This is a genomic window from Paeniglutamicibacter antarcticus, assembly GCF_039544305.1.
Classification (GTDB): domain Bacteria; phylum Actinomycetota; class Actinomycetes; order Actinomycetales; family Micrococcaceae; genus Paeniglutamicibacter; species Paeniglutamicibacter antarcticus_C.
Map to the genome: position 1 here is coordinate 69190 of NZ_BAABLK010000029.1, position 17882 is coordinate 87071.

A 17882-nucleotide genomic window follows, 5' to 3' on the forward strand; every position below is an offset into this window, starting at 1 on the left:
ACCCCGTTCCATGTTACCGGGATGGACCAGTGAAGTCGCGAAGACCAAGATCAATGACGGGGTGCGTCGGAGAACTCGGGTCATAGGCCAACTCGATCTATCGCCTCAAGCCCGGAATACGGCGGGCAAGCGGACCCAGGAAGCTATCGAGTTCCTCGGAACGAATCAACTTCAACAATATGATGTAGACGACAGCCATGACCGCACCGACGATGGCGATGGAGATCATGGCGGTACCGATTGAACTCCATGCGAATCCCCAGTTGTAGCCACCCAGCAGCCATAGCACACCCACACCGACAGCCCCTGAAAGGGTGGCCATCACACCGATGCGGAGATAGCTGTTCAAGACTCTGGTGGTTCCGTAATCGCCGTACCGGCGAACGATCAAGAAGTGTGCGATCACGGCGGCCAGGACGTTGGTGGCCCCATAGATCAGGGCCACGGCACGGGCAATATCGGTCGTCGGAAGGACCTGCACGGCCGTGAAAGCCAGGACGACCGTCGACACGGCAATGACCGTCTGGATCAGCATGGGGGTCTTGGTGTCTTCCTCGGCGAAGAAGACCCGGATCATGAAGAAGTGGATGGACTTGAACGGCAATCCCAGGCTTGTCAGCAGCAGTAGTTGCCCGATGGCTGCGCCTTGCAGCATCGAGGTCGGCGAGCTACCTGCGAACAAACGACCCAAGGGCCCGGCCAACACGATGAATGCGACCGACGCGAAGACGATGGGCACGGCCGTGGTGCGTAGGCCGTTGGAGAGCAACGGGCCGATGTCGGAGCGCCGTTTCTCCTGGAAGGCCTTGGTGAATTCGTTGAAGAGCATCGTGGCGAGGGTCAACGCGAAGATGGAGTGCGGCAGCACCGTGATCAGCTGGGAGGTGTTCAGCGCCTGTTCGCCGGGAATCGACGCGCCTCCGCCCTCCAGCAACTTACGTGCCGGGGTCGCCGCGGAAACGAACTTGGAATTGACCAGCGAGGCGATGTTGCCGACCATCATCGAACCCAACGTCCACATGGCCAACTTGCCTACGTGTCGCAGCCCCATGCCGCGCCACGCGAAGTCCGGGCGCAGGTTCAGCCCGATGCGGCGCAGCGGCCAGAAAAGGGCCAATGCCTGCACCACGATCCCCAGCGTGGCGCCACCGGCCAGGAGAACGGTCTGCTTGTTGCTCCAGCCAGCGAGCTGGTCCTGGCCGCCGTAAGCTCCGAAGAACACGATGAAGGAGCCAATGGTGACGATTTGGACCAGGTTGTTGGCCACCGGTGCCCACATATAGGCGGTGAAGCGGCTGTGGGCGTTCAATACCTGGCCGATCACCGCGAACACGCCGTAGAAGAACACCTGTGGAAGGCACCAGTAGGAGAACACCGTTCCCATGGCGATCATGGCGGGGGTCCATTCCAGGGTCAGCACCTTGATCAATGGGCCGGCCATGGAAACGAGGAGCACCGTGAGCAGGCCCATCACCACGATGGTGAGTGTCACCAGTTTGGAGGTGTACGCGGATCCGCGGTCAGAGGCCATTGACGCCTTGATGAGCTGCGGCACCAAGATCACGTTGAAGATGCCACCGGCCAGCAACATGAAGATGATCGTCGGGATGACGTTCGCCTTCTCGAAGATGTCGGCCATCGTGGTGCTGGAACCGATGGCAACAGCCAGCAGTGCAGTACGGACGAAACCAAGGATGCGCGACACCAAGGTGCCCGAGGCCATCAGGGCATACGCCTTGGAATGTCCTTGTGGCCGTTTTGGCTCGGAAACTCGCGGGGGGTTGGATGGCGTGCCGGGGCGCGCGCCGTGTTTAGGTACCTGGGACATAGTTGGGGAGCACTTCACGCGCAAGATCGGCGATACGCCGTTCGTTGGGGAAGGACAGTCGTTTGCCGAGATCAAGCAGGGGCACCCATGCCACGTCTACGGCCTCGTGGTCTGGATCGTTTTCAATGGTCAGTTCGCCGCCGGTGGCACGCAGGAGGAAATGGTGCACCGTCTTGTGGACACGGTAGTTGGTGACGGTGAACCAGTAGTCGACTGAGCCCAAGGGGGCCAAGATATCCCCGGCAATCCCGGTTTCTTCCTCGATCTCGCGGACTGCGGCTTCTGCATTGGTTTCCACGCCTTCGGGGTGTCCCTTGGGCAGGCACCATTCGAGGCGTCCGCCACGGTTGTATCTGGCAATGATGGCCACCGGAAGGGTGGGAAGGGACGTGTCGATGACCACGCCGCCGGCCGAAACTTCTTCCACGGTGGGAAGTGGATGGTGGCCCGGGCTCACTTGCGCCTGCGCATGCGCCATTGACGCAGTCAACGGCGTGCGCTTCGGGGCGCTGGGAACTGGATGGGCCATGGAATCCACTCTATAGGTTATGCGTCGTATATTGGCCGCCCTGCACGATCGGCGCGTGTTAGCCCAATTCTGTTCATCGGTTGGCGTCGTTGCGGTGTGGGGAAGCTAACGAGGAATTGAAGTGGTGGGGATCATGGCACTATCAAGAAAGTCTGGCACCCTTAAAGAACTATGCAGCAACTACCGTCCCCACAGGTCCTGACCGACGTTCTGCCCTCCGTCATCTTCGAGCTGGGACAACGATTCGTTGATTCCGGTTTTGAGCTCTCATTGGTCGGAGGACCGGTGCGGGACCTCTTCCTGGGCCGTGTCTCCCCGGACCTGGACTTCACCACCAGTGCCTCCCCGGATGAAACCCTTGCGGCGGTGAAGGGTTGGGCGGATGCAACCTGGGAAGTGGGGCGCGATTTCGGAACCATTGCCCTGCGCAAGGGCGAACACACCATCGAGGTGACGACCTACAGGGCGGATGCCTACGACCCCTCCTCGCGCAAGCCCATCGTGGCCTTCGGCGAGAAGCTGGAGGACGATCTTTACCGCCGCGACTTCACGATGAATGCCATGGCTCTGCGACTGCCCGGCCTGGAACTGGTTGATCCCTACAACGGCGCGATTGATCTGTCCGTCGGCGAGGTTCGGACCCCGGGAACACCGTCGATGTCCTTCTCCGATGATCCACTGCGGATGATGCGGGCGGCGCGCTTTGCCTCCCAGCTCGGAATCGACGTGGCTGACGAGGTACGCACGGCCATGACGGAAATGGCCGACCGCATCAAGATCATTTCGGCTGAACGGGTCAGGGATGAACTGGTCAAACTCATCAACGGGATCGATCCGCGTGCAGGCATCGACCTGCTGGTGGAAACCGGACTTGCGGACATCGTGCTCCCGGAGGTTTCCGCGCTGCGCCTGGAAATTGATGAGCACCATAGGCACAAGGACGTCTACCAGCACTCGTTGACGGTGCTGGAACAGGCAATGCAACTGGAAAGCGATGCAGATGGCCCGGTGCCCAGTCCGGATTTTGTGTTGCGCTTCGCGGCTCTGATGCATGACATCGGTAAGCCGGCAACCCGCAAGTTCGAGCCAAGCGGTGCAGTCAGCTTCCGGCACCACGATGTTGTTGGTGCCAAGCAGGTCAAGGCACGCATGCGCGCCTTGCGCTTCGACAACGACACCACAAAGGCCGTTGCGCGACTGGTTGAGCTGCACATGCGGTTCTACGGCTACGGAGACGCGGGGTGGAGCGATTCGGCCGTGCGCCGCTACGTGCACGACGCCGGGGACCTACTGCAGCGTCTGCATCGCCTGACACGTTCCGATGTCACGACCCGCAACAAGAAGAAAGCGGATAGGCTCAGTTTCGCCTACGACGACCTTGAGACCCGCATTGGCGAAATCAGTGAGCAGGAGGAAATGGCCGCAGTGCGGCCGGACCTCAATGGGCAACAGATCATGGAACTGTTGGATATCAAGCCGGGTCCGGTGGTTGGGCGCGCATACAATTTCCTGCTGGAACGCAGGTTGGACAATGGGCCCATTGACGCGGACGAGGCGGTTTCGGCCCTCCGCGAATGGTGGGCGCAGCAGCCGGAGTCAGATCAGCAGTAGTCAACGGCAGCCTTCGAAAGACCTGGTCCCGGCGTGTCTTCAGCGACACGCCGGGACCAAGTCTTTTACCTTCGCGATATCCCCGAAGGAGTGGCGCGTTGGCATACCTGTGTGTATCGTTGGTCTTGTGATTGAGAAGTCTCAATGAGACATCGAGATCGACAAGACAATGTTGGCGCCAGTTTCTCCTGGCATGTTCTTCCAGAAAAGGAGGTGGGAATGATGGTTATTTCAATGAATTTCGGCGGCTTTTACGTGCCTCGCAATGACTTCGGCGGCTCTACCGCCAGAGCAACTCCCCCTGCCTCCGGAATGGCGCCTTGCTAGCCAGTAGCTAGCTTTCGAAAGTTCCCGAGGCTGATGAGTCATTAATCGACCAAATCCTTGAGGAACTTTCATCATGTCTACCCCGATCCCTTCGATCGCCACCATGGCTACACGCTCCGCCGAATTGATATTCGCCGGGCCTGAAGTGTTGCATGCCCGCACCACGAGGCCTGCTGAGCATGCCACCTTCCGCACCTCCAACCGGGATGAGGGGAGGTAACCACCGTGGCTGCAAAAAACCGAAAGCCGAAGAACAAGGCTTGGCTTCAGACACAGTTCAACCCGGATATCCGGGATCGTGAACTGCGTGACCACCTTCCGATCGACATGGTCTTCCGCGTGCGGTGAGTGAATTAGGGCAAGGCTTGAACGGCCTGTCCGGAATTCGACTCGTTCACCGAAAGCAGGAGCAAGATCAATGAATAAAACTGAAACCCACTGTGCAAAGCCCGCCGGCTTCACCGGCGGGCTTTGCCGCTTAAGCAGGTGTTTTAGCTGAGGCTTGCGCCAAGCAGTCCACGCCAGTGGCGTAAAAAAGCGAGACCGGCATGGTCATGGATGACCTCCTCCGCCAGTCCAAGGTCCGTCGCAGTGAGGACAGGATATGTCTTTCCCGATGGAATGCCATCACCCGGACGTACATCCACATGGCTGACCTCATGGCCATTGACCGCTAGCCAGTCGGCCATCGCGTAGTCGGTGCGCGAATCCCCGACGGTGAACCATGAATCGGGAACAATTCCGTCTGCCGCAAGCATGCCCAAGGCCCGCTTGGCCCCCAGATCCTTGCCAAGGGCCATTGATTCGATGTCCGTTGAAATGATTGTGGGATCGATCCGGAAGTTGGTGTCGCCGTTCGTGTCGGGCCTCGCAATGTCATGGCGGCGCACACCGAGCCCGAGCCGAGCCATTTCTTCCAAGGCTGCCGCATCAAATTCCGTTTGGGCACGGCGGTAGTCGGTATCTGATGTATCGAGGTTCTGCTCGACGGAGACCATGGCGAGCTTGGTTTCGTCGAAGAACATGCAATCACTGAAGGATGAGGTGACCAGCTGGCGAATCCCATCCGAGAAGTTCCCGGGAACGGCAAGTTTGTGGTCCACATGCACCTCCCCGGCCCTTTTTGAATCAAAGGTGAACCAGGTGGCGCCCTTCTCGCAGATGGCGTGGATACTTAGCGTCGGAGGCATTCCCGCGGCGATCATCGGTTCCATGACTTCGTGCTTGATGAAGTCGTCCGAACGCCCGGTATTGAAGACGATAGGTATTCCTGAGGCGGAGAGTTCCAGGAACATTGCGATGATTTCCGGGGAAACATCGCGGGTCACCGGCGAAGCAATCGGTCCGTCGACGTCAAGGAGTAGGGCGAATGGGGGATTTGTGGGCATGGGGTCCATTCTCCCATCGCTCTGTCGTGGGACGGAATCGCTCTTGACAGTAGCTCGGTTGAGGCCTTCACTGGCTCGATGTCGGGCTCACACCATGCTGAAACGAATGCAGCAGCTCTTCTCCGGCTTGGCTTTGGAGACGTTTGCGGAGTGGCGGTGGTAGCTTGAAGGTGATTCAAGGAAAACCAAAAACCTTGGTCTTCCTCATCCCCGAACATCGGGAATCCAGATAGGGGACACACGATGACAGTGACGCCAGAAACCGACATGAGCGATCTTGCGATTGCCTCGCGGGCGGTACTCCAACCAATTTTCGAGATAGCGGAATCCGCGGGCATTCCGCAGGACGCACTGGAGGCTTACGGTCGGTACAAGGCCAAGATCGACCCGGCGCTGTTGCCCGACCGCGGAGTGAAACCGGGGAAGGTGGTCTTGGTGACCGGCATTTCCCCGACTCCGGCTGGCGAGGGGAAATCCACCGTCGTGGTGGGGTTGGGGGATGGGTTGGCAGCCGCTGGGTCAAAAACGATGATTGCCTTGCGCGAGCCGTCATTGGGACCGATCTTTGGCATGAAGGGCGGCGCCACCGGCGGCGGATACTCACAAGTCCTGCCCATGGATGAGATCAACATGCATTTCACCGGGGACTTCCATGCCATCACCAGTGCGAACAACTTGTTGATGGCGATCCTGGACAACCATCTTCACCGAGGCAATGCCTTGGGTATCGATCCTCGGCGGATTACCTTCAAACGGGTCCTGGACATGAACGACCGGGCGTTGCGCAACATTGTTATCGGCCTAGGCGGTCCCACCGAAGGTGTTCCGCGCGAAGCGGGATTCGACATCACCGTTGCCTCGGAGGTCATGGCCGTCTTCTGCCTGGCAACCGGCCTCAACGACCTGCGCGCCAGGCTTGGACGCATGACGATCGGTTACACCTATGAGAAGACCCCGGTCACCGTTGACGACTTGGGCGCTGCCGGGGCGATGACCATGCTGCTCAAGGATGCGATCAAGCCCAACCTCGTCCAAACGATGGCCGGAACTCCCGCGTTGATCCACGGCGGCCCCTTCGCAAACATCGCCCACGGATGCAACTCGGCCATTGCCACCAACATGGCAAGGTCACTGGCCGACGTGGTGGTCACAGAAGCGGGTTTCGGAGCCGACCTGGGTGCCGAGAAATTCATGGACATCAAGGCTCGCTATGCCGGATGCGACCCCGATGCGGTGGTCATCGTTGCCACGATCCGTGCGCTGAAAATGCATGGCGGAGTGGCCAAGGACGCTTTGAAGGCCGAAAACGTCGAGGCCGTGCGTTCGGGCATGGCCAACCTCGCCCGACATGCATCAAATATCAAGAAGTTCGGGGTCCAACCGGTGATCGCCATCAACCGGTTCACCGAAGACACCGACGCCGAGCTTGCCGTCATCACCGGGTGGGCGGCCGAAAACGACATTGAATGTGCCGTGGCCGATGTCTGGGGCCAAGGCGGTGCGGGGGCCGGAGATCTGGCCGCCGCGGTTATGCGTGTCATCGAGGCACCGAACAACTTTGCCCCGCTCTACGAGCTGGCCAGGCCGGTGGAGGAGAAGATCCTGACGGTAGTCCAAGAGATCTACGGCGGGGACGGTGTTGAATACTCTGCCGCGGCCAAGCGGATGCTCGAGCAGATCAACGCCAACGGCTGGGATGGCCTCCCTGTGTGCATGGCCAAGACGCAGTACTCGTTCTCCGATGATCCGACGTTGCTGGGTGCCCCCGAAGGGTTTACGGTGCAGGTCCGCGACCTCATTCCCAAGACCGGGGCGGGGTTCATCGTGGCGATCACCGGTGCGATCATGACGATGCCGGGCCTTCCCAAGGTCCCGGCCGCCATGCGCATGGATGTCGATGAGAACGGGAACGCCGTCGGCTTGTCATAGGCGTGCCGGAACGGGGTTAAATGTCGAAGCCACCACGAAAGTGGTGGCTTCGACATTTAACCCCGGCGTGGAGGGTGCGTAATCTAGCGTTCGATGTCGCCGCGGATGAAGGCCTCGACCTTTTCGTGGGCGATGTCGTCGTTGAACTGCTCCGGCGGGGACTTCATGAAGTATGACGATGCCGAGAGGATCGGTCCTCCGATGCCGCGGTCCATGGCGATCTTGGCGGCACGCACGGCATCGATGATGACGCCGGCGGAGTTCGGTGAATCCCAGACCTCGAGCTTGTATTCCAGGGACACCGGGGCATTACCGAAATTGCGGCCCTCAAGGCGGACAAAGGCCCACTTGCGGTCATCAAGCCAGGCAACGTAGTCGGAGGGACCAATGTGCACGTCGTCTTCGCCCAGCGGGGCCGAGGTGTTCGAGGTGACTGCCTGGGTCTTGGAGATCTTCTTGGATTCCAGGCGATCGCGCTCAAGCATGTTCTTGAAGTCCATGTTGCCGCCGACGTTCAGCTGATACGTGCGGTCCAGGACCACGCCGCGGTCCTCGAACAGCTTGGCCATCACGCGGTGGGTGATGGTTGCACCGATCTGGGACTTGATGTCGTCGCCGATGATCGGGACACCGGCGGCGGTGAACCTGTCCGCCCATTCCTTAGTCCCGGCAATGAAGACCGGAAGTGCGTTCACGAAGCCCACGCCGGCGTCGATGGCGCACTGGGCGTAGAACTTCGCTGCTGCGTCCGAGCCGACGGGCAGGTAGCAAACCAGGACATCGACCTGTGCGTCCTTCAGCGCGGCCACCACATCCACGGCCTCGCGGGGGGATTCGGTGATGGTCTCGCGGTAGTACTTGCCCAAGCCATCAAGGGTATGGCCGCGCTGCACGGTGATGCCGGTTCTCGGGACGTCGGCGATCTTGATGGTGTTGTTCTCCGAGGCGAGGATGGCCTCGGACAGATCGAGTCCGACCTTCTTCTCATCGACGTCGAAGGCGGCAACAAACTGCACGTCATTGACGTGGTATTTGCCGAACTGGACGTGCATCAGGCCGGGCACGGTGGCCTGCGGGTCCGCATCACGGTAGAACTCGACACCTTGAACCAATGATGTGGCGCAGTTGCCTACGCCAACGATTGCAACCCGAATCGGATTTTCCGACACCTTGTCTCCTCAAAATCAAAACTTCTGGGCAGGGGAAGGCCCACCGTCCAGCACACTAACAATGCTAAGTGAGAATGCCGGCCGGTTATTCCCATCGGCGTGGTTCAGTGGTGGAAGTCAAGCTGGTCGATCAGCTGCGGCAGTGCTTGGCCCCTTGCAAAGCACGCCTGATCCGCAGCAATGTGCGCAGCGCCCGGCGAGGAAGGGCGGTGCGGACACGCTGGCGCAAGGCGGCCTTGCGGGTCATCGCCAGTTGTCCCTCGGACGTAGCGAGCATCCGGTTGCGGGCCCGGGATGCATAGTTGGCCAGTGCCGGGGAAATCCCGGCGTCCTGGTGGTGAAAGTAGTTTTCCTCAAGCCACTCCCGGTTTGGAAAGCGAAATCCCAGATCCGCGAGGTCCTCAAGAGTTCCCAGGGCCCCGGAGCCGTGGAAAACCGAATTGAGCATCTCGTCGTTGAGCCCGAAGTCGGTCAACACCAAGACCCGCAGCCCGCGGTCCACGGCTTCCAGGGCCGCGGTGGAGGAAACGGTGAGCAACGCCGAACCGGGGGCCAGGACCGGATCCATGGCTCCGGTCATGAATTCCACGTTCCCGCCTACGGGCTTCGGGCCCGAGGCCAGCTCCTCCCACAATTCATCATAGGGGTGGGCCTCGGCGTGGGTCTGTGGTTCCCCTGCCCGGGCGCGGAGCTTGACGACCACCCGCAGCCCGGGGTTCAGCCGGGCCACGGTTTGAAGGGCCAGCAGGATCCTGATGCGGTCCGTGCGCTGCACCGGGACCTTGGCCTGGGCGGCGAACACCACGGTATTGATCTTCCCGGGATGTTGTTGCGGGATCCCGGTGCTTTGCAGGAACGGGAGCCTGGAGATGAGGATCTCGGGCCGATGCCCGGTTTGCTGCTCGGCGAGCCGGGTGAATTCACGGGCCTCGATGAGAGAGTGCACGATGAAGGCGTCGGCACTGCACCGATATGCCCAGCCCTTGGCCGTCGCTGGGTAGGCCAGTCCCGGCAACGCGGAGACCAGTGCCGCGGGGCGCTGCGCCCTGGCACCGGTGCGCAAGAGCTTGGTAAACAGTTCGCTGACCACAGGACCGGTGGCCGCAGCGAAGACTATGTCCGCATCGAGGGTGGTGTAGGTCAACGCGGCGGTGGGCAGCACGGGGACCGGCTGGCCGGCGAAGCAGGTTCCGGCAGTGGCCGCGGCAACCTGCTCGGCGGTGGGTTCGATGGGGGTGCGCACCAGCACCACGCGGCGCTCCCACCCAGGGCCGAGCGCCGAGAGCGTGGTACAGGCGAGCTTGAGGTACGAGTCCGAGTCGGCCACCGCAACGATGCGGGGCCTGGGTCCAACGGTATTCATGTGGCAAGCAGCTCCAGGGAGGAAGACAGGTGGGCCCTAAGCCCGGGTGAGGCGGCCGGCTTCCACCAGGTTTCCGGGATGTCCTTGCCGGTGATCCGCACCCCTGAGCCACCGAGCACCAGGCGCAGGGACGGCAGCGCGGTGGAGGGCAGTGCCCGAACGACTTGGCCGCGGCGCAGTGCGCGCAGGCGCATCTCAATGGGAATCGTGTGCTCGCGCACCGCGATGGCCTCGTGGGCCGAAAGCCGTTGGAGAAAGCCGGCGGACTCGCGGCGGTGCGGGAAGTAGGCAACCGGCCCGTCTTGGGCCAAGGAGCGCAACCAGCGAAGGTAGGGCTCTTCCTCGATGAGCCCGTCCGCGGCCATGGCCGAGCCGACCACCACGGTGGGCTCTGGGATGCGCGCTGGAACCGGGCGGGTGTTGAGCCATTCGAAGCCGTGCGATTCCAGGTGCCCGCCCAGGGCGAGGAACGCGTTTGCCACCTCCGGCTCCACGTGGAGGGCGGTGAAGACCAACAGCCGCTTGGCCCGGGCCAACGCACGCAACCTGTACCAGCAGGCGATGCCCAGGGCCCGACGTGCAGCTCCCGCGGCCGAACGCGGGCGAACCAGCGCGGTGGGTTCCTCGCTGATCAGTGCCTTGATGAGCCCCAGGGTGGCCAGGCCGTCATCGATGATGATGATTTCCTGCACCCCGAGGGGTCCGAGCAGCGCGCGTTGGATCCTGCCGGAGTACGCATCCCCGGTGACCCAGCGCCTGGATCCCGCGGATCCGGGGACCGGCGGGGTGCAGGTAGGTGCAGCGAAGGAGACCCCTTCCGGTGCCTGGGCCACGAGCTCGGCAAGTGTCGCATCCAGCACCGTGGTGCCTTCGCGCGGGTGGATGCGGCTGCTGGTGCCCATCAGCCCGGCGCCATGCGCCTCGATCGCGGAGAGCAGTTGCAGCGGGGATTCGACCCAGACCTCGGCGTGGCCGAAGCGGGGTCGGGCGAGGTGCTGGATGATCCTGTGCTCAGTTTGATACACGGCGGGCCGTCCTCTGCGCCGTGCGGGCCAGGTGTTCCAGTGCCGCAGCACCGGCGCGCATCGACCGGCGGGTGATCCTGCGCCTCCAATGCGTGCCGCGCGTTCGGGGCGAGGGGTGTGCCCATGACGGCGGAAGATCCAGGGCCGCCAGGCGCCTTGTCTTGAAGTGTGCGCTGAAGCGCGGGTAGTTCGCTGCGAGGAATGCCGCGGCGTTCCCGCGCAGGGCGGGAAGGTTATCGGGCTGCATGCAGAACGCCACGGCAGCCAGCAACGCCGGCAGCTGGTTTCGGTGGTCCCGATCCAGTGCCGGCGGTTCCAGGCCCTGGACCAGGAGTGCGTTGATGATGGAGAGCGGGATGCGGTTGCTGTTTTGGTAGGGGGCAAGCTCCTGGAGCAGCATCGTGGTCCCCACCGCCTGCACCGGGACACCCAGTACGTATTTGGCGGTCAGCAGCGCGGTGGAGAAGCAGGAGATGACAACGACCGGGTCTATCAGGGCGATGACCGTCTCGGCCAGCAGCGCCGTCTCCAGGATCGTGAATTCCAGGCCCAGCTCCCTGGCGTTGGAGCGCAAGAGGCGGGCAGCGGTGGGGCCTGCGCTGGGATGGGGTTTGAACACCACTGAGGTGGCCCCCGAATCGCGGGCCGCGCAAAGCATGTCCCGGTGCAGTGTCAGTTCCCGTGCGGTATCCAGGATCCCCAAGGAGCCCAGGTACTGCCCCAGGACCAGCGCCGCCGAGCGGGCTTCCGGAAGAAGCGGATCACCAACGTGCAGTGCCAGCTCGTTGAAGCCCGCGGCCAACTGGCCGCCGGAAAGTGCAGTGCGCTTGGGGTTCGCCTCGGTGAGCAGCAGCGGTTCGAGGCCGGGGACCAGATCGATGTGGATGGTCCCTTCCAGTCGTTGGAGTATGTGCAGTGGCAGCCGGGACCGGGTGGGACCGTAGGACATTAGTCCGTCCGAATGCACGCTGATCGGGGCATTGGCGAAGATCCGTGCCAGTGCCCGTGCCGGGTTGGCCTGGATGGATTCGAGCACCAAGGAGACTTCCGCGCTTCCCAGGTCCCAGTCCTTGCGCAGCAGCCGTTCAAACAATGCCAGCTCCTCGGTGCGCGGGTTGAACTGCCCTGGTGTCAGCGGCCAGAGCAGCGCGGCCAGGTCAACGACGGCGTCGAACCTCGCCGCCAAGGTCCCGAAGCCGGGACTTCTATGCAGCGGGAGGGTGATCTCGGGCATCTGGCTGCCGTTGGCCAGCACCAATACACGGCGATCGGCCTCGGGGAGCAGGCCTGCATCGACCATGGCGGCCAGCGAGACCAGCTGGAAGTAGCTTGAGGCGACGATGAGCTGGATCATGCCACCTGACCTGAGAGTGAGGCGCGCAGGCCGGTGAGGATCTTGCGTCGGGGTGCATCGAGTTGGTCCAGGGACCGGGCGACAAGTTCCGCGGGGGACTCAGCGAGCAGTTTTGCCGTCCCGCCGCGGAGCCGGGTGCGCAAGGCGGGCGTGAACTGCTCTGAGCGCGCCAGGTGGTGGCAGGCGATGGCAAAGAACTGCCGCATTGCCTTGGCGCCGTGCCCGGCCTCTGCACATCCCTCCGTTGCCATTGAAAGGATCGATGCATAGGCGGGCAGGAAGTCGAGCTGACGCTCGTCGAAGATCCCGGTGAGTGAGCCGGGGACCCCTCGCCGGTAAAAGATCCCCGGGGCGTCCAGAACTGCGTAGCTTTCTGCGTTCAGGCAGAGGCGCCAAAACCATTCCCTGTCTTCGCAGGTGCGCAATGAATCCTTGAAGCGCGGCGCCGCTGCGGCAAGCACGTCGGTTCGGTACATCCCGGCCCAGACGAAGGGGTAGTCGATCATGGAGGCGGTGTGGATGGGGGCGATGTCCTGGACCGGATCGAGCGTGGTGTTGCGCCGTGCCTGCGGTGCGCGGTGCAGTTCGCGTTTGGTGCCGCTCACCCGTACGTGGTCGCAACGCACGAAGTCCACGCCGAGGTCTTCAAGACCCTGGGCCAGAAGCCGCAATTGCTCCGGTCCCATCCAGTCGTCGGGATCCAGGAACGCGATGAACTCACCGGTGGCGTGCTCCAGCCCGGTGTTCCGTGCCGCAGAGACCCCCAAGGTGGTGCCATGGGAGATGATCCTGAGTCCGGGCAGCTGGGCGCCGAACCCGGCGCCCAGCACCGCGGTGGCGTCCGTGGAAGCGTCATCGATGAGCAGGACCTCGAGTTCCCGGCCGCCTAGCTGCTGGTTGGCCAGGGATGCGAGGGCGTCGGCGATGAAATCCTGTTGGTCCAGGGCCGGGATGATGACGCTGATGAGGCCCGGAACGCCAGAGGCGCTACCGGTGGGTGTCGAGGTAGAGGGCATGGGGATCTTGGGTCGGTCCTTTGGATCTGGGAGGTGCACGGTGCCCGTGCTGACGTCCACCGGGCAAGGCGGACATCGACACGGGCAGGAGGGCGCGGGGCTAGGAATCGATGCGGCGCAGCCTGCTCAGTGGTGCCAGCTCTCCGGGGAAGACCCGTTTGATGCCATCTCCCATGGCCGTCTCCAGGATGCGGATGTCTCGGATGAGCGCCTCGAAGCCCTTGGGTTCCAGCGAGGAGGCCTGGTCGGAGCCCCACATGGTCCGATCCAGGGTGATGTGGCGTTCGACGGTGACCGCGCCCAAGGCAACGGCGGCCAGCGAGATCTGCAGGCCGCGCTCATGGCCCGAGTAGCCCACGGGGACTTGGTAGCGCTCGCGCAGCGTGGTGATGGTGCGCAGGTTGGCCTCTTCCGGCGGCAACGGGTAGGTGGAGGTCGCGTGCATCATCACCAGGTTGGTGGTGCCCAGGGTTTCCACGGCGGTGTCGATCTGCTCGATGGTCGACATTCCGGTGGACAGGATGATTGGTTTGCCGGTCTCGCGAAGCGCGCGCAGCAGCTCGAGGTCGGTGACCGAGGCGGAGGCGACCTTGTGGGCCACTGCCCCCTGATCCTCCATGAAGTGGACCGACGGGACATCCCATGGCGATGCGAAGACATGCAGGCCCTGGGTTGCTGCGTAGCGGATCAATTCCTTGTATTGGGCGGCATCGAATTCGACGCGGTGGCGGTAGTCCATGTAGGTCATCTCTCCCCACGGGGTCGAGCGGATCTTGGAGCGCATGTCCAGAGGGGTGGAAATCTCCGGGGTGCGCTTCTGGAACTTCACGGCGTTGGCGCCGGCCTTGGCGGAGATGTCGATGAGTTGCTTGGCGATCTCCATGTCACCGTTGTGGTTGATGCCGATCTCGCCGATGACATAGACGGACTGACCGGTGCCCAGCAGCTGCTGGCCGATGGCGACGGGTGCGGTTTCGATGGTGGTGATAGTCATGGTGCGTGCCTTTCATTGGTTGCCTGGCCGGTGTGGAAGTTGGTGGCCGGGTCGCGGTGGGGCGGATGGAAACTTTAGGGGACTAGAAGACGGGGGAGAGACGAATGCTCGGTTTGTCCTGTAGATATGTCGCTTTAGGAATATGAATTTTTGAGATATTACCGGCGAGGATGAGGTCTGCGGCCTCGCGCACGGCACCGTGCCCTCCCGGGGTGGAGAGGCGATGGCGTGCCGCGGCATGGACCGGACCGCGTGCATCGGCCACGGCGAGCGGCCAACCTACGGACTCCATGGCACCCAGATCGTTGACGTCATTTCCCAGGTAGGCGACTCGTGCAGGATCCAGTCCTAGATCCTGGATCCATCCCCTGAGCACGGCGGCCTTGTCTTCCACGGATTGGACGACCTGGACGCCGAGCTTCCGCGCCCGGGCGGTCACCACGGGGTTGGTCTCGGTGGACAGGACCAGCAGATGGATTCCAGCTCGCTTCAGCAGTGAGATGCCCATGCCGTCGGAGCGGGAAACCCTCACGGATTCGGATCCGTCTTCATGGAGATAGGCGGTGTCCGGGGTGTGGACCCCGTCGAAGTCGGTGACCAGCGCGTCCACATCGATCACGGTTGTCGGTGCACTGTGTCCGAGCTGCCAACGGGCCATGTCAAGATCGGCCTCGGTGTCGATGTCGATACCGTGTTCCTCGGGCACCCGGGCCAGTGCCAGTGAGCCGAAGAATCGGTGTTCGGCTTCGATGAATCCGGCCGTTTCCATGACATAGAATGCCCCGGTTTCACGGAATCGCGGTTCCCGGTCCTGCCTGCGCGGGCGCCGGTGGGCATCATGTCCACTGGCATGTGCGGCCCCGGACTCGGTGCACCTCCAGTGGAATCCATGGTCCGGAACCACGGAAAAGCTCACGTTCGCAGCGCCGGAGGAGACCGTGGAAATTGCGCCTTCCAGGTCGGCGGGGTCGATCACCGGGGAGGTGCATTGGATGAAGGCCGTGATGTGGGGGAGTACGTCCAGGGTGCCCAGGGCGTGCAACAACACCGATTCGCTGCTTGCTGTGTCACCGGCGATATCTGCCGGGCGGTCGATGACTGTTGCACCGTGGGCCAGTGCCTCTTCCTTGATATCCGGGTCGTCCGTGCTGACCACTACGTCGAAAACTGACGGCGTGGAAAATGCGGATGTGATGGCCCGGGCCAACAAGGTTTGGCCGCCGATCCTGCGCAGGTTTTTTAGCTGGATTCCCTTGGATCCTCCACGTGCCGGGATGATGGCCAGGGTTTTCGCTTCACTGTTCGTCCTCACAATCAAGGACGCTATCGGGGTAAAACAACCAGGTGGGGCCTTCGAGGTTAACGCTGGGCGACGAGAAGGAAACATCTGGTCTGCCGGGGCGTATCCGGTTTCCGCTGCAGCGGGCCCCCGACCCGGAATTTTGCCATGCGGCGCAATGGCCGATGGGTATGGACCGGGTTGAGTACGTGAAATTCCAGTGGTCCACCGTGCTCTTTCTGGCGGATGACATGCTCGCCGGGGGGCTGACAGCACCTTGGCCGGCCACCGCGACCTACACCGGGGTGGCTTACTGGTAACAACCGCTATTCAAGTGGTCTGTATTCATGCGGCGTCTCGAGTGCCGGGATCTTGAAGCATCTGAGTCCGCGCGACTTATCAACATCTTGACGCACCGGGTGAGCGACCACTCTCCGCACTAAAAACGGGCCCAATCAAAAATTGGACCCGTTTTTTGTTGTTTGAAAGAGTTGTGCCGTCAGGCAGCCACGCCCCGAAGGCTTTTGATTCGCCCGGCCACATCAACGCCTACTGACCATAGGAGAGCGATGAGCTCGGCGACAGCTAGCCCGAAAGCACCAAAGAGCATAAGTAGTATGCCACCGATGTCCGCTCCTTCAGCTCCCGAGGTGTAGCTGGCGTATATCCCGACCAGCAGGATCGCACCGAAGAGGGAAACCACGCCTGTTAGCCACCAGTATGAAGCGCGGGGGAGCCGGACTTTTCGCAGCCCTACCAAGAAAAGGGAGATCGACGTTGCAGCTATGAAAGCCAGGGAGGTCATGAACTGGCCCCAAGTGAGATCTGGGTTGGTACCGCCTGTGTTGAATAGCCAGAAACCAAACGTGAGTGCCAACATTGCCGCGATTTGGAGTGGATATCCCACGTCATGTCCTACTTCCAGTTCCGGGTGTCAGTCTTCAGCGATTGAGCTGAATAGTACAGCGAACACCTGCTATGGCATACGTTTCGAGTCGAAGCAGACCTGGTTTCGTAGAACGCGCAACTGTAGTTTTGTTCCATTCGGCTCAGGAAAGTAATGTCACAGTGCTTGCGTCTTGTCTTTGTTGGGAATGGCTCGGGAAAAAGTCGAATATCCGACGGTTGTACGGTTCCCCGCCCAAAGTGTGCCCGTTGATCGACATTCTGTCTGGTTTGTATTCTTGGCTCCGCTGCTTCGTGGGCATTGAGCATGGCAAGGCCTGGAGGTCATTACAGGGGCGCGTGTACTGCGTGCATTACACCGCGGACCGCTGGAACCCGGGGCTGAATGCAACTCCGGGGCAGGGTCTCTGAAGCATTCTTATCGGACACTGATCCTTGGCGTCGGATATTTGATGAATTCACAAGCCACCCCCGGGTTAAATATCCGACGTTACTGTCAGGCAAGTAGATCGTTTAGTCATGGCGATGGCGATGGCGAATCGATCGGCCCCCTGGCTATCGGGGCAGTAGTCGTATCAGCGGCGTTCCCCAACTGCACCACCTGCTAGGTCTGACGGAACAGTCACGCACTCCAGCCCGAAAATCTCCTTCAGCAGACTCTCCGATGGCAATCCAGATAGACCCTTAAGTGGGACGAGGCACCTACTCTGGCAGCAAAGAAAGAGGTCGATTCGTTGATAGTAATGAAACATAAGCGCACAACATGCCGCTACTGCTAGGTCATCCCTGAACATCCCGATGAGACCGCGCTGTAATCCAGCAAACTCGCTTGGATTGGCGTCCAACCCTGCTCACAAAAGTAAGAAAATTTGGGAACTTGATTTTTCCAGGAAGCACTATTATATTTTTGTCATGCGGGAAGGAGAACGATTCCCCGACCAAGGAAGGAGCAGTTGTTTTTTTTGGAAAACCCCGCATAGCAGTACCCGGTCGACGGTCAGTTTGAGGCGGCCACAGCAGTAAAACAACACCAGCAATACCAGCAGTACAGCAGTAGCCGGAGGGCGTGGTCGTCGAGCAGTTTGAGACGGCCGCAGCAGTTTAGTAGGACCAGTAACCCCGGCAGTAAATCAGTACAGCAGTACCCGCAGTATCCGGTCGTCG

General features: G+C 61.6%; 14 protein-coding genes. 3 read left to right on the forward strand and 11 right to left on the reverse strand.

Features of this window, described 5'->3' with window-relative positions:
- Positions 1-97: 97 nt before the first annotated feature.
- Positions 98-1828 carry a murein biosynthesis integral membrane protein MurJ gene (murJ, locus tag ABEA12_RS10505; protein WP_210102310.1) on the reverse strand — a complete coding sequence of 577 codons (1731 nt, stop codon included), beginning with the start codon at positions 1826-1828 and terminating at the stop codon, positions 98-100.
- Entirely contained in the window at positions 1812-2357 is a 546-nt protein-coding gene (locus ABEA12_RS10510) for an NUDIX hydrolase (RefSeq protein ID WP_210102311.1), read from the reverse strand. The genes murJ and ABEA12_RS10510 overlap by 17 nt, the downstream gene beginning before the upstream one ends.
- 171 nt (positions 2358-2528) lie before the next feature.
- On the opposite strand from ABEA12_RS10510, the gene ABEA12_RS10515 reads away from it, so the two are divergent.
- Entirely contained in the window at positions 2529-3968 is a 1440-nt protein-coding gene (locus ABEA12_RS10515) for a CCA tRNA nucleotidyltransferase (RefSeq protein WP_210102312.1), read from the forward strand.
- A gap of 818 nt (positions 3969-4786) precedes the next feature.
- Here ABEA12_RS10515 and ABEA12_RS10520 read toward each other — a convergent pair.
- Positions 4787-5683: a Cof-type HAD-IIB family hydrolase gene (locus tag ABEA12_RS10520; RefSeq protein WP_345468036.1), complete on the reverse strand. Its 897-nt coding sequence runs from the start codon at positions 5681-5683 to the stop codon at positions 4787-4789.
- Between the two features lie 243 nt (positions 5684-5926).
- On the opposite strand from ABEA12_RS10520, the gene ABEA12_RS10525 reads away from it, so the two are divergent.
- Positions 5927-7612 carry a formate--tetrahydrofolate ligase gene (locus ABEA12_RS10525; RefSeq protein ID WP_210102315.1) on the forward strand — a complete coding sequence of 562 codons (1686 nt, stop codon included), beginning with the start codon at positions 5927-5929 and terminating at the stop codon, positions 7610-7612.
- Positions 7613-7695: 83 nt separating this feature from the next.
- Here the strand turns inward: ABEA12_RS10525 and ABEA12_RS10530 are convergent, their stop codons facing one another.
- From ABEA12_RS10530 to ABEA12_RS10560, 7 genes are all read right to left on the reverse strand, one after another.
- Positions 7696-8781 carry an inositol-3-phosphate synthase gene (locus ABEA12_RS10530; RefSeq protein ID WP_210102316.1) on the reverse strand — a complete coding sequence of 362 codons (1086 nt, stop codon included), beginning with the start codon at positions 8779-8781 and terminating at the stop codon, positions 7696-7698.
- A 130-nt stretch (positions 8782-8911) separates the two neighbouring features.
- Positions 8912-10144 (reverse strand): DUF6716 putative glycosyltransferase, encoded by a 1233-nt coding sequence (locus ABEA12_RS10535; RefSeq protein ID WP_210102317.1) that lies wholly within the window; start codon positions 10142-10144, stop codon positions 8912-8914.
- On the reverse strand, positions 10141-11169 hold the full coding sequence (locus tag ABEA12_RS10540; RefSeq protein WP_210102318.1) for a hypothetical protein: 1029 nt from the start codon (positions 11167-11169) through the stop codon (positions 10141-10143). Before ABEA12_RS10540 ends, ABEA12_RS10535 begins: the two co-directional genes overlap by 4 nt.
- On the reverse strand, positions 11156-12523 hold the full coding sequence (locus tag ABEA12_RS10545; RefSeq protein WP_210102319.1) for a polysialyltransferase family glycosyltransferase: 1368 nt from the start codon (positions 12521-12523) through the stop codon (positions 11156-11158). The genes ABEA12_RS10540 and ABEA12_RS10545 overlap by 14 nt, the downstream gene beginning before the upstream one ends.
- Entirely contained in the window at positions 12520-13539 is a 1020-nt protein-coding gene (locus ABEA12_RS10550) for a glycosyltransferase family 2 protein (RefSeq protein WP_210102320.1), read from the reverse strand. Before ABEA12_RS10550 ends, ABEA12_RS10545 begins: the two co-directional genes overlap by 4 nt.
- 100 nt (positions 13540-13639) lie before the next feature.
- Positions 13640-14533, reverse strand: coding sequence for an N-acetylneuraminate synthase family protein (locus tag ABEA12_RS10555; protein WP_210102321.1), 894 nt, complete (start codon positions 14531-14533; stop codon positions 13640-13642).
- An 82-nt stretch (positions 14534-14615) separates the two neighbouring features.
- Positions 14616-15845: a cytidylyltransferase domain-containing protein gene (locus ABEA12_RS10560; protein WP_345468047.1), complete on the reverse strand. Its 1230-nt coding sequence runs from the start codon at positions 15843-15845 to the stop codon at positions 14616-14618.
- 158 nt (positions 15846-16003) lie between these two features.
- Between ABEA12_RS10560 and ABEA12_RS10565 the strand changes: the two genes are divergently transcribed.
- The gene (locus ABEA12_RS10565; RefSeq protein ID WP_345468050.1) at positions 16004-16132 is read left to right on the forward strand and encodes a hypothetical protein; all 129 of its coding nucleotides are present in this window, start codon (positions 16004-16006) and stop codon (positions 16130-16132) included.
- Between the two features lie 179 nt (positions 16133-16311).
- Here the strand turns inward: ABEA12_RS10565 and ABEA12_RS10570 are convergent, their stop codons facing one another.
- A complete protein-coding gene (locus ABEA12_RS10570; protein WP_210102323.1) occupies positions 16312-16719 on the reverse strand; it encodes a hypothetical protein in 408 nt (135 codons plus the stop codon).
- Positions 16720-17882: the final 1163 nt, after the last annotated feature.

Bases quoted from the DNA above. Each gene is read 5' to 3' on its own strand.
- ABEA12_RS10565 (WP_345468050.1), top strand. From the start codon at position 16,004: ATGGACCGGGTTGAGTACGTGAAATTCCAGTGGTCCACCGTGCTCTTT.
- ABEA12_RS10555 (WP_210102321.1), bottom strand. From the start codon at position 14,533: ATGACTATCACCACCATCGAAACCGCACCCGTCGCCATCGGCCAGCAG.
- ABEA12_RS10550 (WP_210102320.1), bottom strand. From the start codon at position 13,539: ATGCCCTCTACCTCGACACCCACCGGTAGCGCCTCTGGCGTTCCGGGC.
- ABEA12_RS10535 (WP_210102317.1), bottom strand. From the start codon at position 10,144: ATGAATACCGTTGGACCCAGGCCCCGCATCGTTGCGGTGGCCGACTCG.
- ABEA12_RS10515 (WP_210102312.1), top strand. From the start codon at position 2,529: ATGCAGCAACTACCGTCCCCACAGGTCCTGACCGACGTTCTGCCCTCC.
- ABEA12_RS10510 (WP_210102311.1), bottom strand. From the start codon at position 2,357: ATGGCCCATCCAGTTCCCAGCGCCCCGAAGCGCACGCCGTTGACTGCG.
- ABEA12_RS10525 (WP_210102315.1), top strand. From the start codon at position 5,927: ATGACAGTGACGCCAGAAACCGACATGAGCGATCTTGCGATTGCCTCG.
- murJ (WP_210102310.1), bottom strand. From the start codon at position 1,828: ATGTCCCAGGTACCTAAACACGGCGCGCGCCCCGGCACGCCATCCAAC.
- ABEA12_RS10545 (WP_210102319.1), bottom strand. From the start codon at position 12,523: ATGATCCAGCTCATCGTCGCCTCAAGCTACTTCCAGCTGGTCTCGCTG.
- ABEA12_RS10520 (WP_345468036.1), bottom strand. From the start codon at position 5,683: ATGCCCACAAATCCCCCATTCGCCCTACTCCTTGACGTCGACGGACCG.